11 protein-coding genes are annotated in these 14384 nt (G+C 59.8%); 9 read left to right on the plus strand and 2 right to left on the minus strand.

Annotated features, from left to right (window positions below; all coding sequences use genetic code 11):
* Nucleotides 1-114: 114 nt before the first annotated feature.
* Nucleotides 115-2874 carry a phosphoenolpyruvate carboxylase gene (locus LKG04_RS04595; protein WP_291762035.1) on the minus strand — a complete coding sequence of 920 codons (2760 nt, stop codon included), beginning with the start codon at nucleotides 2872-2874 and terminating at the stop codon, nucleotides 115-117.
* Nucleotides 2875-3383: 509 nt separating this feature from the next.
* On the opposite strand from LKG04_RS04595, the gene LKG04_RS04600 reads away from it, so the two are divergent.
* Nucleotides 3384-5171, plus strand: coding sequence for a threonine/serine ThrE exporter family protein (locus LKG04_RS04600; RefSeq protein ID WP_291762050.1), 1788 nt, complete (start codon nucleotides 3384-3386; stop codon nucleotides 5169-5171).
* A 262-nt stretch (nucleotides 5172-5433) separates the two neighbouring features.
* Here LKG04_RS04600 and trpS read toward each other — a convergent pair whose 3' ends face one another.
* On the minus strand, nucleotides 5434-6525 hold the full coding sequence (trpS, locus tag LKG04_RS04605; RefSeq protein ID WP_291762037.1) for a tryptophan--tRNA ligase: 1092 nt from the start codon (nucleotides 6523-6525) through the stop codon (nucleotides 5434-5436).
* Nucleotides 6526-6680: 155 nt separating this feature from the next.
* On the opposite strand from trpS, the gene LKG04_RS04610 reads away from it, so the two are divergent.
* The 8 genes from LKG04_RS04610 to LKG04_RS04645 all read left to right on the plus strand — a co-directional run bounded on the left by LKG04_RS04610 (nucleotide 6681) and on the right by LKG04_RS04645 (nucleotide 14372).
* Nucleotides 6681-7100 (plus strand): DUF3073 domain-containing protein, encoded by a 420-nt coding sequence (locus LKG04_RS04610; RefSeq protein WP_291762039.1) that lies wholly within the window; start codon nucleotides 6681-6683, stop codon nucleotides 7098-7100.
* Between the two features lie 128 nt (nucleotides 7101-7228).
* Nucleotides 7229-7942: a hypothetical protein gene (locus LKG04_RS04615; RefSeq protein WP_291762041.1), complete on the plus strand. Its 714-nt coding sequence runs from the start codon at nucleotides 7229-7231 to the stop codon at nucleotides 7940-7942.
* A 290-nt stretch (nucleotides 7943-8232) separates the two neighbouring features.
* Nucleotides 8233-9216, plus strand: a complete 984-nt coding sequence (locus tag LKG04_RS04620) for a glutamate ABC transporter substrate-binding protein (protein ID WP_291762043.1) — start codon at nucleotides 8233-8235, stop codon at nucleotides 9214-9216.
* Between the two features lie 246 nt (nucleotides 9217-9462).
* Complete coding sequence (locus tag LKG04_RS04625; RefSeq protein WP_291762045.1) at nucleotides 9463-10146, plus strand: amino acid ABC transporter permease; 684 nt, start codon at nucleotides 9463-9465, stop codon at nucleotides 10144-10146.
* The gene (locus LKG04_RS04630; protein WP_291762047.1) at nucleotides 10137-10961 is read left to right on the plus strand and encodes an amino acid ABC transporter permease; all 825 of its coding nucleotides are present in this window, start codon (nucleotides 10137-10139) and stop codon (nucleotides 10959-10961) included. The genes LKG04_RS04625 and LKG04_RS04630 overlap by 10 nt, the downstream gene beginning before the upstream one ends.
* A gap of 167 nt (nucleotides 10962-11128) precedes the next feature.
* Nucleotides 11129-12427: an ABC transporter substrate-binding protein gene (locus LKG04_RS04635; protein WP_291763338.1), complete on the plus strand. Its 1299-nt coding sequence runs from the start codon at nucleotides 11129-11131 to the stop codon at nucleotides 12425-12427.
* Nucleotides 12428-12648: 221 nt separating this feature from the next.
* Nucleotides 12649-13521 (plus strand): carbohydrate ABC transporter permease, encoded by an 873-nt coding sequence (locus tag LKG04_RS04640; RefSeq protein WP_291763340.1) that lies wholly within the window; start codon nucleotides 12649-12651, stop codon nucleotides 13519-13521.
* Nucleotides 13521-14372 (plus strand): carbohydrate ABC transporter permease, encoded by an 852-nt coding sequence (locus LKG04_RS04645; RefSeq protein WP_291763342.1) that lies wholly within the window; start codon nucleotides 13521-13523, stop codon nucleotides 14370-14372. Before LKG04_RS04640 ends, LKG04_RS04645 begins: the two co-directional genes overlap by 1 nt.
* Nucleotides 14373-14384: the final 12 nt, after the last annotated feature.

Consider the following 14384-nt stretch of genomic DNA (forward strand, 5'->3'; position numbering starts at 1 on the left):
TTATTAAGATTCCCGGCCCGCCCCACGGCGTTCATACCGGATGAAACGGACGGATTCAGGCATGCAAAAAATGCAGAACCACTCTAATCCGTCCGTATCCGGATCAAACCCGGATCAGCCCGTGTTCTGCAGGCCGGCGGCGACTCCCGAAACGGTGCACAGGATCAAGTAGATGAACCCGGCCTGCTGGCTTTCGCTCAGCTCTTCCTTGTCCACCTTCTTGCGCAACGTCCGCAGCGCGAGCACCTGCGTGACCGAGAGGGCGTCCACGTACGGCGAACGGATGCGCACGGCGCGGCCAAGCACATGGCGGTGCTGCAGCGGCCATTCGTCGCCGACGATGAGCAGGATCCATTTGCGGGTCAGCTCCATTTCGGTGAGCACCTTGTCACGCAGATCGTCACGGTCGCCCAATGCCAGATACATCCGGGCGATACGCTCATCGGTCTTCGCGATCGACATTTCGATGTTGTCGATGAAGGTGCTGAACAGCGGCCATTCCTCGTATGCCGCACGCAGCGAAGCAAGGTCGCCGAACTGCTCGCAAGCCGTTCCCAGCCCGTACCATGCGGCGAGGTTGATGCGCGCCTGCGCCCAAGAGAACACCCAAGGAATCGTGCGCAGATCGTCCAGCGACTTTGCGCCAAGGCCCCGTTTGGCAGGGCGCGAGCCTATCGGCAACAGACCGACCTCGGTCAGCGGCGTCACGGTGGAGAACCACGGGGCGAAGTCGTCGGCCTTGATCAGGTCGAGGAAGCGCTTGTGCGAGATGTCGCTCAGCGTATCTGCCATATCCGCGTACTTCTCGGTGGTCTCGGTGTTGGTCTTCTCCACGCTCGGCGCGGACTGCAGCATCGTGGCGGCCGCCACGGATTCGACGTGACGCACGGCGAGCACAGGGTTGCCGTAGCGCGCGAAGATGATTTCGCCCTGCTCGGTGAGTTTGAAGCGGCAGTTGACCGAACCGACCGGCTGAGCGAGCACGGCGCGGTTCGCGGGGCCGCCGCCTCGTCCGACAGCGCCCCCGCGGCCATGGAACAGCGTTAGGTCAATGTCGTGGCCCACCGCCCATTTGGCGATCCGATCCTGCGCGGCGTGCAGAGCCAGCGTGGCAGTGGTCGGGCCGGCGTCCTTGGAGGAATCCGAATAGCCGAGCATGACCTCGAGCTTGTTGCCGGTGGCTTTGAGCCGGGCCTGCACCTCGGGGATCTTGATCATTTCCTCGAGCACGTCGACCGAATTCTCAAGATCCTGCAGCTGCTCGAACAGCGGTATGACGTCGATGGTCGGCACATCTTCGGGGTGCGCGAACGCCATGCGGTTGAGTTCGTACACGTCGCGGATGTTCTGCGCCGACTTGGTGAAGGAGATGATGTAGCGCCGGGCGGCCTTCATGCCGTTGCGCTTCTGGATCGAGCCGAGAGCGCGGAACGTGTCGAGCACCTCGTGCGTCATGGGCTTGAGTTCCCCGCGCTCGCCATGCAGGCCGTGTTCGCGGATATCCTCCAGCGCGCGCGAATGCACCAGTGAATGCTGGCGGAATTCCATCTCGACCAAGTGGAAGCCGAAGGTCTCGGCCTTCCAGATCAGGTCCTGAACCGGTCCATAGGCGGCGCGCGGATCGCCGGCTGCGGCGAGCGAACGCTGCACGATCTTGAGATCGGCGATGAAATCATCGCAGCTGTGATACATGAGATCGGCGTCGCGCTCGATTGTGTAGTGCAGCTTATCGGCCATCACGAGCATGGCGGCGCGATGCGGCTCCTGCGTGGAAATCAGTGAGGCCTTGTCGGTCAGCCGTTCGCTCATCTCCTTGAGATGGCTCCACAGCTGAAGCATCTCGGCGCTGGGCGGCGTCGTGCCCGATTCCATCGTCAGATTGCGGCCTACAGTGCGCGTCGCATTCTCAAGGGCGGCCACGGCGTGGTCGGTGAACTTGCGGGCCACCTTGCGGCTGACCTTGGCGGTGACGTTCGGGTTGCCGTCGCGGTCGGAGCCGATCCAGCTGCCAGGGTGGAAGAAGGCGGGGCACACCGGCTCGACGAGCCCGGCCCTGTCGCCCAGCACCCAGTCGTCGAAGCGGCGGTAGACCTTGGGAATCGTGTCGAACAGCGTGTCGTCGAAGATATCGAGGATGGTGTTGGCCTCTTCGACCGGCGTGGGTTTCTTCAATGCGATCGGAGAAGTGCGGAACAGGGCGTCGATCTCGTTGTAGAGCCGGCGGCGGTTCTCCTTCTTATTGGAGCCGCCCAGCGTCGAGTCGTTGCTGAGCAGGGTCGCGATGCGACGGATCTTGCCGGCCACGGCCTTGCGGCGCGCCTCGGTAGGATGCGCGGTGAACACCGGGTGGAACTCCAGCTTGTCGAGCAGCGCCTTGGCCTTCGCCGGGCCCATCTCGCCGATGAGCTGATGGTAAGTGCGGGTCAATTCGTTCACCGGGTCGACCGCTTGATCGTCGCCCACTTTGGCCTCGCGCTGATGCAGCGAGCTGACGCGGTAATTCTCCTCGCACAGGTTCGCCAAGTGGAAGTAGGTGGTGAATGCCCGGGACAGCAGCTGAGCGTCGTGCAAATTCATCGAGTCGATGATCTCGCGGGCCTTATCGAGCCCGTTCTCGCCGGATTGCAGATGCTGCGCGCCATGCTCGCTGTATTGCTCGTCGCTGGCCGCGACCACGTAGCCGCGAACGGTGTCGAACACACTGAGCAGATCGGGATTGAATTCCCCGACCACATCGCGCAGAATCTCCAGACAGAGATCCATGTCGCGTTGCAGAGACGCGGGGAGCTCATGCTCCTCGGGCGGTCGGATGGCCGGTGCAGCGGGCGTTTGCCCGCTGTCCACAGCCGTTGGTTGTGCATTGCCTTGTGTCATTGATGACCTCCTTTGCCGAACTCCGGTTGTTCGATCTGCCGGTCGTTCGCGGCTCCTCCGCGATTGTAGTGACCAGCTGTTGCGAACCCAAAGCCATCATTCGGTGGTATGTGCGGCTCCATTGTAGAACCACCAAACCGACATTCGTGTTACCTTCGCCTGCTCCTGGTCACATAGCGGCCCTTTTCAAGGCAATTGCGTGTCTTGCGCCTTGCTGCGGCAGAGAGCTGCGGCAGGGCCGGACCGGGGCGGGATGGCGGCTGGGCTACGTCACGGGCGTCGGCCGGATGCGGCAAGGCCGCTCATACGTGGCGTGCGCTAATACTTGTAGTGTGACTTCCAACGAACAACGCGAGCAGACGCCGGTTGACAGTGGTGACATGACGGGCAATGGCATGGCTGGCGGCAGTGCGCTTGGCGGCGGCGCGGCCGGGGCGCCCGCTGCCGAAGAACCGGAGGACACGGCCACTGCGGTCCAGCATTTTCATACCCATTCCATTCCGCTTGACATGGAGGATATCGAACGGGATTGGAACACGCCTGTGGCCAAAGCGGGCATCGCAGCCAAATCGAGCGTTATCGTGCGCGTCGGCATGCTGGATCTGGGCGCGGGAACCGGGAGCTTCCGTGTGCGCGAGATGATGCACCGCATTGCCTACCCGCTTGGCGTGCATGTGCGGGCCGACGTGAATCTCACCGACATCGAGGCCTCCTGCACCGACGGCAGGGGCCGCATCACTGAGGTTGTGGATTTGCCCACGACGGGCGTGAACACCGAGCGCATTTGGTTGCTTGAGCATTTCGCCGATTGGTTCAACGTGCATTTAGGCGAGGAATCCATATACCATGCCAAGCCCACGGTGTCCGAGGAGCTCGTCGACCAGCTCGGCAGCCCGGCTTCGCGCAAATCCGCCATGCGCGCGGTCAAAGAGGCGCGCAGGGAGCGCAAGGCGGAACAGACCCAGGAATTGCTTGACGAAGCGGTGTCGGGAGCGCAATCGGCGGCGGCCCAAGGTCTCGCGGATAAGGGGCTTAAGGGGGTTGTCGGTGTCGCGGCCGTAGGAGTTGTTGGGCTTGCGGATGAGGATGAGCATGTTGAAAATGCGCAGAGCGGTAGTGCACGCAGCAGCGACGCGCACAGTACCTTCCATGGCATTCACAGCCATACGGCAGGCAATGCAGACTCAGCTCCTGCGGCTACGGCAGGCGCCACATCATCGCCTCGACGTCGCGTCCACAGGCCGCCGAAAGGGAGATACGCCCAGCATTTCGACCATGTCGGCGCAGATGTTTTTCCTGCTGGAGGATCCGGCATCACTGTGGGGCAGGTCCATGATCGGCTCGACCTGATCGAGCGTCGTCGACCGCTTTATTCCCCGCTGTTTTCGGGATTCGGAGCAGCGGTGGCATGCGCGGGATTCGTGTTCCTGCTCGGCGGCGGCCCCTATGACATGATCGGTGCGTTCGTTGGCGCTGGGATAGGCCAATTTCTGCGCCGACTGTTGTTTGCACGGCGGCTGAATCAATTCTTCGTCACTTTTATCTGCGTGGCTGCTGCGGCGCTTGCATGCGTAGGAACCTTGCGCCTGATCGGCCTGCTCGACCCGGTCGCGTTGCAGCATGACACGGCGTACATCGGGGCAATGTTGTTCGTGATTCCCGGCTTCCCGCTGATCACCGGAGGGTTGGATATCGCGAAGATAGATTTCCCCTCGGGCATCCAACGCGTGGCCTACACGTTGTCGATTATCCTGATGGCCACGCTCGCAGGATGGATGGTGGCTACTATCGTGCATTTGAACCCCCAAGGTTTCGAGCCCTTGGGCTTGAGCCTTTGGTCGGACGACCTGCTGCGGCTTGCTGCCGCTTTTGCAGGAGTGTGGGGGTTCTCGGTGCTGTTCAACTCGCCCCAGCGCATGTGCTTCACCGCTGCGTCCATCGGCGCGATCACTGACACCCTGCGGCTGACGATCACCGATTTCGGTGTACCTCCCGAAGCTGCTGCGTTCATCGGCGCGTTGCTGTCTGGCTTGCTCGCCTCGGCCTGGCGTTCCTCGGTCCGCCGCGGCTTGCTGCCGCCGCATCTGGGCTATCCACGCATCTGCTTGACCGTGCCGTCGATTGTGATCATGGTGCCTGGCCTTTACATGTATCAGGCCATGTTCCATCTCGGCCAGTTCGACACCCAGTCCGCGCTGAACTGGGGATTCCGCGCGTTCATGGTCATTCTGTGCCTGCCTGTCGGTCTGGCCATGGCCCGTGTCCTCACCGACAAAAGCTGGCGCTACGACATTTGACGGCACGACACTTGAGCCGTGCGCTCATCGCCGATATGCGATATGTAATTTCGGTTGCGAACATTCGATGCGTCGCTGCGTTTAATACTTGTGCCTTGGCGGGGTTCCAGAGCGCAGCTTCGCCAATCGGCGTATGCCACAACTAAGCCAGCCGAGCCTTGGTGGCTCGCTGAATCAGCTACAGCCGCGGCAGATATTATGCATATGGCGTGCATAACGTTCAGCGGATCTGATTGGAGCGCGCCCGGCTGGAGCGTCCCAATCAGTATTTCATGCCCATGGCGGCGCGAACCTCGCCGAGGGTCTGCTCGGCGATCGCGTTGGCGCGCCTGTTGCCATCGTGCAGGATGTCGCGGATCGAATCCATGTCTTTGGCCAGTTCGGCGCGGCGCTCGCGGTGGGGTGCGAGGAACTCGTTCACCGAGTCGATGACATACTGTTTGAGTGCTCCGGCGCCCGCATTGCCGATTTCCTCGGCGATGTCCTTCGGATCGCGATGGGTTACCAGCCCTGCGGTGGTCAGCAGGGCAGAGACCTGGGGGCGGGCGATGGGGTCGAAGGTGATGCGGCGTTCGGAGTCGGTCGGGCTCTTTTTGATGAGTTTCGCTGTTTCCTGGGCGGTGGCGCCGAGCATGATCGAGTTGCCGTAGGACTTGCTCATTTTGCGTCCGTCCAACCCTGGAATCTCTGGCGCATCGGACAGGATCGCGGCGGGTTCGGGAAACACGGGATGCTTGGGTGCATAACGCTCGTTGAACCGCCGCGCGATGGTGCGCGTGATCTCCACGTGCGGGAGGTTGTCCTTGCCGATCGGCACGACGTTGGCTTTGCAAAAGAGTATGTCGCACGCCTGATGCACTGGGTACGTCAGCAGCAGCCCGGTCAGCGCGTGCCCGGAGGCTTCCATCTCGGACTTGACGGTTGGATTGCGGTGCAGTTCGGATTCGGTGACCAGCGACAGGAAAGGCAGCATCAGCTGATTTTCAGCAGGAACCGCCGAATGCGTATAAATCATGGTCTTAGCCGGGTCAATGCCCGCTGCGAGATAGTCGAGCACGAGGTTGATGACATTGTCTCCGATGTGCTCGGTCGTGTCGCGATCGGTGATCACCTGGTAGTCGGCGATGATGATATTGGAGTGCACGCCCTTGTCCTGCATGGCGACGCGCTCTTTGATCGAGCCGAAATAATGGCCCAGATGCAGGCGACCTGTCGGGCGATCGCCGGTGAGCATGGTGAAATTACCCGGATTCGCGTCGAGCTCGGTCAAAGTCTGATCAGAAAGTCGTTGAGCCGCCAAGAAGCTCGCGCTCACCTCATTGCCCGCCGCAGTGATCTGCTCGTCGTCGCCCATGCCTTGTCCTTTGCCGTGCTCTTTGCAGAGTGTGTGAAAACTGTTCGAAAATATCGCTTTTATCGTAAAAGTCCGAGCCGACAAGCACGGTTGGGGCAACAGGTGGTACTCTCTTATGTGATGAATAGAACGCTAGAGTAATTTCAGGGGGTCAGATGGGCCGCGGACGTCAGAAAGCCAAGCAACAAAAGATAGCCCGTAAGCTCAAGTACTTGACAACTGATACTGATTACGATGAGCTCGCCAAAGAGCTGCGGGTGCAAGAATCCGGGTCCGATTCGGCTGGTCATTTCGTCAAAGACGGGCCGACGTATGCCGACGACTTGCAGCGGGGCACGGGTGAGGCGCCCGAGGCGAAGGTTGAACCGGGGGCTCCTGCGGACGATGATCTTGACGAGTATGCCAAGTGGGCCGCCGAAGCCGCCGCGAAGGTCACGAGCGGCGAGATGCCGGTGACCCGGGCCAAATCGCCGATCAGGCCGCGGGTGAAGCCGCGTCGCATACCTATGCCAGTGCCGAAGATCTTGGGCAAGAACGGTGCGGCGTCGAAAACTGCCGCTGAAGGCGCCAACTAAGGCGCAAGAGCGGGGCGCGGGCATAGGGCGGCTATCATCCGGTAGGGCATTTCGCAATCGCCCCGATGCGCGGCTTGATCGCCAATCCTTGGCGGCCGGCTCTGGCGGCGACGAAAGGTTCCTGCAGTATGAAGAACGATCTGCTCTATCAGTCCACTGATTACACCTGCGCGCCGACCACGATGGTCAATGCGCTGCGCTATCTCTATGACCGCGATGAAATTCGCCCCGACGTGCTCTGGGAGATTTTCCGCGGCACGCTGGATATGTACGGTTCGGACGGGCGCTTCGGCGGCGAGGGCACTTCGCCCGACGCCATGCTGGGTCTGGCCGCGACGCTGAACATGTATGGCAACTCGGGCCGTTTCCCGATCCACGTTAGACTGCTGCGCGGCGAGGATGCGCTGGCCGGGTCGACCAATGGGATGCTGCGGCGGGAAATGGACGATGCTGCGGCAGACGTTCCGGGTCAGGCATCAACGCAGTCATCAATCTCATTGTCAAGAGCGGGCAATGCCGTGGGCCATGGCGACGCGGCACAGGCCACGCCCCACGCAGTCGGGGTCGCACGCATCTGGTCGAACCGGATGAACGGCCATTATGCGCTCGTCACCGGCTTTGGCGAGCTGCCCGACGGCCGTGCCGCTGTCTGCGTCTTCGACCCGTTCAAGGATTCGGCGGTCGACGGCGATCATGTGCGCCGCATCGATGGCAAACCTGCCCGGGCCAATCGAATCATCGATGCCGAGACCTTCGACAGCGGCGAACGCGTGCCATACGCCTTGGTGAATGATCGATACGGGCGCCGCGTCATCATTATCGCTCGCGGCGAATCCGCGTGACCGCATCGGGCGCCTCATGGCCGTGCGCTGCGCATGTCCCGATGCGCGTGGCGCGTAGGCGTAGGCGCGTACTGATGACCCGTCATAATGAACGCCGATAGCGCAATGTGCGTGAGGGGCTGTTGATGGCGGCCAGGTGACTTTATACTTGCTTGAGCCGGTGCCTCGTCCGAAACATCATTGCCGGGCGCATCGAAAGAGCTTAACCGCCGGATGCCCGATACGGTCATCCGGCAGCGTTGGCAGGTGCAAATACATGCACGCAACAGACAGACAGGGAAGAGAGAACAATGAACACTTTTAGCAAACGCCACACGCTACGTAGCCGCAAACTGGCAGCGTGCGCAGCCTCCGCAATCGTAGCGCTGGGGCTCGTGCTGGCCGGATGCGGCTCGCAGGGTTCCGGCTCGCCGTCGAACGGCGTGGCTGGATCGAACAGCGCGACGGGCAAGCCGTTGGACGCCGCCGCATACGATGCGCTCATCAGCGCAGGCTCCGTGGCCGACAGCGCCACGGTTGACGCCAATACGTGGGCTTCTGCGGTCAAGAAGGCCGGGGTGCTCAAGGTGGGGGGCACCAAGACCTCCGCGCTGTTCTCGTTGCAGAGCACGGATGACAACAAGCTGCGTGGCTTCGACGCCGGCCTGTCGCAGCTGCTGGCACGCTACATCATCGGCGACGCGAAAACCGACGTCAGCGTGGTTGATTCCTCCACGCGCGAGGCCGTGCTGCAGAACGGCACGGTGAACGCCGTGTTCGCCACTTATTCGATCACGGACGAGCGCAAGCAGAAGATCGATTTTGCCGGTCCCTATTATGTTTCGAGGCAGGGCATTCTGGTCAAGTCGACGAATGACGATATCAAGTCCGTCAAGGATCTCGATGGCAAAAAGGTCGGCGTGCAGGCTGGCTCGACTGGTCCGCAGATTGTCAAGGACGCCGCTCCGAACGCCACCGTGCAGGAATTCCAGGACGATTCGCAGCTGGTGCAGGCCATCAAGCAGGGCCGCATCGACGCCTATGTGGTCGACCAGTCGCTTGTGCTGGGCGATGTAGCCAAGGAGCCCAAGGCCCTCAAGGTCGTCGGCGATGGCTTCGGCAGCGAGGATCCATACGGCATCGGCCTGCCGAAGGGCTCCGACGCCACGGCGTTCGTGAACGCTTGGCTCAAGAAGATCGAGGATGACGGCACATGGGCAAAGCTGTGGAAGCTCACCATCGGCGATCGCACAGGTGTCACTGAGGTTCCGACTCCGCCGGCTGTCGGCAAGTAAAGAGGCCGCTGGGCACGAATCTCGGCGGGCGCGCTTGCTGTGCGCAGGGCGCAGCTGGGCAGTCGGCAACGCATCCGCCAGGCACATAGTCGAGCAGGGCCGTCCGGCAGTCGCATGGCTGTCGCATGAGCCCTGCATAGTTATATGGGACATAGGTACTGAGAAAACGCCGGCGTAATGAGTCTCAAGAAGCCATATGGGCGGATGCGCAAATATCAACCGGTTCTCAATCCAAGGTAGTGGCGTATGACATCAACGGATTCGGTATGGGGAAGCCTGACTTATTTGGCCGGGCGTTTCGGCCATGACTATCTGACGAGTTACGGAGTGACGCTGCGCATCGGCATCGTCTCGTTCCTCGGCGGGCTGCTGCTCGCCATCGTGTTGACGATAGCGCGGATCAGCCCGATTCCTCCGTTGCGAACGGCGGTTTCCGGCTACGTCGAGATTTTCCGTAATATTCCGGTATTGTGTCTGCTGCTCTTCATCGTATATGGCCTGCCTGAGGTCGGTTTCACGTTGGATTACGAGCCGTGTGTCATCGCCACGTTGATTCTGGTGTCCTCGGCGTTCGGCTGCGATAACCTGCGGTCGGGCATCAATGCCGTAGACGCGGGGCAGATCGAGGCCGCGCGTTCCCTAGGTTTGTCGTTCGGTGCCATTACGCGTTCCATTGTGCTGCCGCAGGCGCTGAGCACCGTCGTGCAGCCGATGGTCACATTGTTTATTTCTGTGATCATCAGCTCCTCGACCGGCGCGCTCGTACCGATCGCCCACGACGAGCTGACTGGGCTGGTCTCGAAGATCAATACCAAGGAGGCGTTGGGCATCCCGACCTTCCTGGTCGCCGCGCTGTTCTATGTAGCCACGGGGCTGGTCATCGGCGCGATCGGCCGCATCATTGAAAAGAGGGCTGTGGCATGGCGATGACACCCACCGAATCCGCCCTGTTCGAGGCGGCAGGCCCACACGCTCGTCGGCGCATTCTCGCCGGCACTGTCATCACCTCGTTGCTGTTCGCGGCATTCGTCGTCTGGCTGATCATGCGTCTGGATGCCAACGGCCAGTTCGATCCAGTGTATTGGGACTTGTTCGCCAACATCAACATTTGGAAGTTCCTGGGAGCCGGCTTCATCGGCACCGTCCGGGCTTCCCTGAGTTCCGGCGCCATCGCGCTCGTGGGCGGCCTGGTCCTCATGTTCGGGCGCATCTCGGGGGTCGCGCCGGTCCGCTGGCTCGCCACGGCGGTCATCGAATTCGTGCGCGGCACGCCGACGCTGCTGTTCATCTATTTCTTCTTCCTCGTGCCTTCGCAATTCGGCATCCATATGAGCACTTACTGGATGGTGGTCATTCCGGTGGCGTTCTATGCTTCGGCCGTGCTGGCCGAAGTGTATCGCGCGGGTGTGCAGGCCGTGCCGGCCGGGCAGAGCGAGGCCGCGTTTTCGTTGGGTATGGGGCGCTGGCAGACGTATTATTCTGTGATCCTGCCGCAGATGTTCCGCATCATTGTGCCGACGATGGTCACGCAGCTGGTCGTCGTGGTCAAGGACACCACCTTCGGCTACGTCGTCACATATCCCGAGATGATGCAGAACGCGAAAGTCATCGTCGCCAACTCCACGAGCATGCTGCCGGTCTACCTCGTCGTCGCCGTCATCTACATTCTCGTCAACTACGCCATTTCCCGCTTTGCGCGCTGGCTCTCAGGCCGTTCCGCCGCCAAGATCCTCGCGGCCGTCTGACTGCGACACGCCGAGCGCACAATCATGGTGTCGCTACAAACGGCAGAATCGCTTACCCCTCAAAAATCGTAGTGATTCCAGTAGAGTAAGCGCTTGCGTAAATGTGCTGAACCACGTATTCTTTGTGTTGTCAGTAGAACCGGGTCCGAGGCATAGGAGCGTCGGATATGGTTCCCCAAGTGCTCTTCAACAAGGGAGAAGTGATAGCAATGAAGCTGTTCAGTGGGACTCGGAAAATCGCATGCGCGGCCGTTGCGGTATTGACCACGCTCGGGCTTGCCGCATGCGGCTCGGCCGGAAGCTCGGGGAAGGTCACGAAGATCACGTTCTTTGATTCCAAGGTCGAGATCGTTGATTCATTGAAAGCGTTGGCGAAGGAGTATCAGAAAGAAACCGGTGTGACCGTGGAGGTCTGGGGCACGACAGGCGACGACTATATCACGCAGCTCAAAACCAAGCTGGCCAATAAAACCACTGGCCCCAGCATCTACACGACTGGTGGCGGGCAGGAGGGGGACACCCTCAAGTCCTATATGGCTGATCTCTCCGGCGCGCCTTTCGTCAAGAATATCGCTGAAGGCAAGGCTTATGAACTCGATGGAAAGACGCTGGGCATGCCTGCGGCGGTCGAAGGATACGGGCTGATCGTCAACACCAGCCTCGTCGACCCAGCCACAGTGACCACTCAAGATGGCTTTATTTCCATGCTCAAGCAGGCCAAGGCCGATGGTAAGTACACCGGATTCGAGCTGTCGCAGGAATCCTACTTCCTTATCGGCCATATGCTGAATACTGCATTCGCTCTGCAGAGCGACCCCAAGCAGTTCGTGGCCGACGTTGTTTCCGGGAAGGCAAAACTGCAGGATACCAAAGAATTCCAAGACTTGGGACAGATCTACGAGGCGATTCGAGATAATACCAACAACCCGCTGCAGATCAATTACGACAAGCAGATAGGTGATTTGATGACCGGCAAGACCGCCTCCGTCAACCAGGGCATGTGGATCAACACCATGCTGTCATCCTACGAGGATTCGAGCGCGAAGCTGCAGATGCTGCCCTTCCCCTTGGCCGACAACTCCAAGCTGGCTGTTGACGTCCCGCTGTATTACCACGTGAACAGCTCGAAGAGCAGCGCCGAGCAGAAGGCCAGCATTGACTTCCTCAACTGGATGGTGACGAGCAAGACGGGCCAAGACTATATCGTGAACAAGTTCAAGTTCATTCCCGCCATGACGAATATCAAGGTCGATGAGTCCAAGATGGACGTGCTTGCTAAGGCCGTGTACGACGCTTCGCAGTCCGGCGACAACATTCCATGGGCATATCAGTACTGGCCTACCGGCATAGCCGACACGTACTTGGTGGGTACTGCCCAGGAGTTCTTCACGAACAAGTCAATGACGGGCACGCAGTTCATCACCAAGCTCAATGATGATTTCGTAGCCGCAGGAACCAAGAAGTAGCACCCGGCCAGCAGCCGACGCCGCGGCCCAAGTTCAGCGATGGGTCCGGACATATGCCTTGAACCTTGTATGCCCGGGCCCATATTCACCGCCATAGCTGCCTGGCGAATTCGATTATTCAAGTGATCCGACATGCGCCCGGTTCGGTTCAAGACGTTAGCCACGCGCGATGCGTCGTACGACGTCCGCATGCGACGGGAAAGCGAATAAAGGAGTTTTCCATGAAAAAAAGAGATTGGCGCTGGAACCTGCTGTTCGTAGGGCCTACGGTTGCCATTTTCGCCTTGGTGGTGCTCATCCCCTTTGTGACGGGAATCGCGTATTCCTTCGTCTCCTGGGATGGCATCGAAGCCAACGCGAAGACCTTCGTGGGCATAAGGAATTACATCACGGCGATGGGCGACGCGCGGTTCATCCGATCTGCGATCAAAACCTTCCTGTTCACGGCCATGGCTGTCGTCGCGACGAATGCGCTGGGGCTGGTCGTTGCATTCCTGGTGACGTCGAAAATGAAGCTGGCCGGCGCAGTGCGCACCTTCTACTTCATTCCCTACCTCATCGGCGGCCTGATCCTGGGCTATATCTGGAAGTTCATCTTCTCCGACGGCTTCGCCATCATCGGCAATGTCACCGGGTTCAAATCGGTCTTCTTCAATTGGCTTCTTGACCCCAATTTCGCGCTGTTCGCATTGGTGTTCGTCTCGACCTGGCAGACTGCCGGCTACGTGATGATCATTTACATCTCGGGGATCCAGACGATTCCGACCGAACTTATCGAGGCTGCGAAAGTCGACGGCGCGCACGGCTGGGGCCTGTTCTGGCGGATCAAATTGCCGCTGATGATGCCTGCCGTCACCATCTCCCTGTTCATGACGCTGTCGAACTCGTTCAAGATCTTCGACACCAATCTTTCGTTGACTGGCGGCGGCCCCAGCAATGCGACCGAACTGTTCGCCATGAATATCTATAACGAAATCTTCCTGAACGGCAATTACGGTTATGGGCAGGCAAAAGCGGTGATGTTCTTTATTATCGTGGCTATTTTCACGCTCGTCCAAGTGAATGCCACCAAGAAGAGGGAAGTGGGGCTGTGATGTCGAAACGAAGCGCACGGATTTGGCTGTGGGCCGGAAGCCTGCTGGTCTTTCTCGTCTCACTGGTTCATCTTTCGCCGTTCTACCTGCTGCTCACCAATTCCTTCAAGACTCGCGAGGAATTGTACAGCAATGTGCTGTCCCTCCCCAGCAACCTGAGCTTCCAGTATTACAAGGTCGCGATGGAGCGCATGAACATCCTGACGGCAGTGATGAACAGCTTGATCATCACCGTGGTCTCGACGCTGCTGATCGTCATTTTCTCGTCGATGACGGCGTGGGTGCTTGCCCGCAATGATGACAGGCTCTGGGCGAAGATCATCTTTCTGACTTTCGTGGCGACGATGCTCATTCCATTCCAGACCCTCATGATGCCGCTGATGCAGTTCTTCTCGCAGCTGCAGGAGCTGACGGGAATCCCGATCATCGATACTCGGCAGGGCTTGATCTTCATGTATATAGGGTTCGGCACCGCCATGTCCGTTTTCCTCTATCACGGATTCATCAAGTCGATTCCGATCAGCATGGAGGAGGCCGGATACATCGATGGTGCCTCGAAATGGCAGGTGTTCTGGCGCATCATCTTCCCCATGCTCAGGCCGATCACCAACACCGTCGTCATACTGAATGTGATTTGGATATGGAATGACTATCTGCTTCCCTCCTTGGTGCTGTCCAGCGACAACGTCAAGACGATACCGCTTTCCACATTCTCCTTCTTCGGGCAGTTCACGATTCAGTGGAATCTGGCCATGGCTGGACTGGTGATGACGATTATCCCGGTCATCGTCTTCTACGCCGTAGCACAACGCAATATCGTCCGCGGCATCGCCGACGGAGCGGTCAAGTAGGCGTCTGCGTCA

This window comes from Bifidobacterium sp. (assembly GCF_022640935.1).
Lineage (GTDB): Bacteria > Actinomycetota > Actinomycetes > Actinomycetales > Bifidobacteriaceae > Bifidobacterium.

Coding starts and splice junctions, on each gene's coding strand:
- LKG04_RS04635 (WP_291763338.1), top strand. CDS start 11,129: ATGGTTCCCCAAGTGCTCTTCAACAAGGGAGAAGTGATAGCAATGAAG.
- LKG04_RS04610 (WP_291762039.1), top strand. CDS start 6,681: ATGGGCCGCGGACGTCAGAAAGCCAAGCAACAAAAGATAGCCCGTAAG.
- LKG04_RS04630 (WP_291762047.1), top strand. CDS start 10,137: ATGGCGATGACACCCACCGAATCCGCCCTGTTCGAGGCGGCAGGCCCA.
- LKG04_RS04600 (WP_291762050.1), top strand. CDS start 3,384: ATGGAGGATATCGAACGGGATTGGAACACGCCTGTGGCCAAAGCGGGC.
- LKG04_RS04620 (WP_291762043.1), top strand. CDS start 8,233: ATGAACACTTTTAGCAAACGCCACACGCTACGTAGCCGCAAACTGGCA.
- trpS (WP_291762037.1), bottom strand. CDS start 6,525: ATGGGCGACGACGAGCAGATCACTGCGGCGGGCAATGAGGTGAGCGCG.
- LKG04_RS04595 (WP_291762035.1), bottom strand. CDS start 2,874: ATGACACAAGGCAATGCACAACCAACGGCTGTGGACAGCGGGCAAACG.
- LKG04_RS04640 (WP_291763340.1), top strand. CDS start 12,649: ATGAAAAAAAGAGATTGGCGCTGGAACCTGCTGTTCGTAGGGCCTACG.
- LKG04_RS04625 (WP_291762045.1), top strand. CDS start 9,463: ATGACATCAACGGATTCGGTATGGGGAAGCCTGACTTATTTGGCCGGG.
- LKG04_RS04645 (WP_291763342.1), top strand. CDS start 13,521: ATGTCGAAACGAAGCGCACGGATTTGGCTGTGGGCCGGAAGCCTGCTG.
- LKG04_RS04615 (WP_291762041.1), top strand. CDS start 7,229: ATGAAGAACGATCTGCTCTATCAGTCCACTGATTACACCTGCGCGCCG.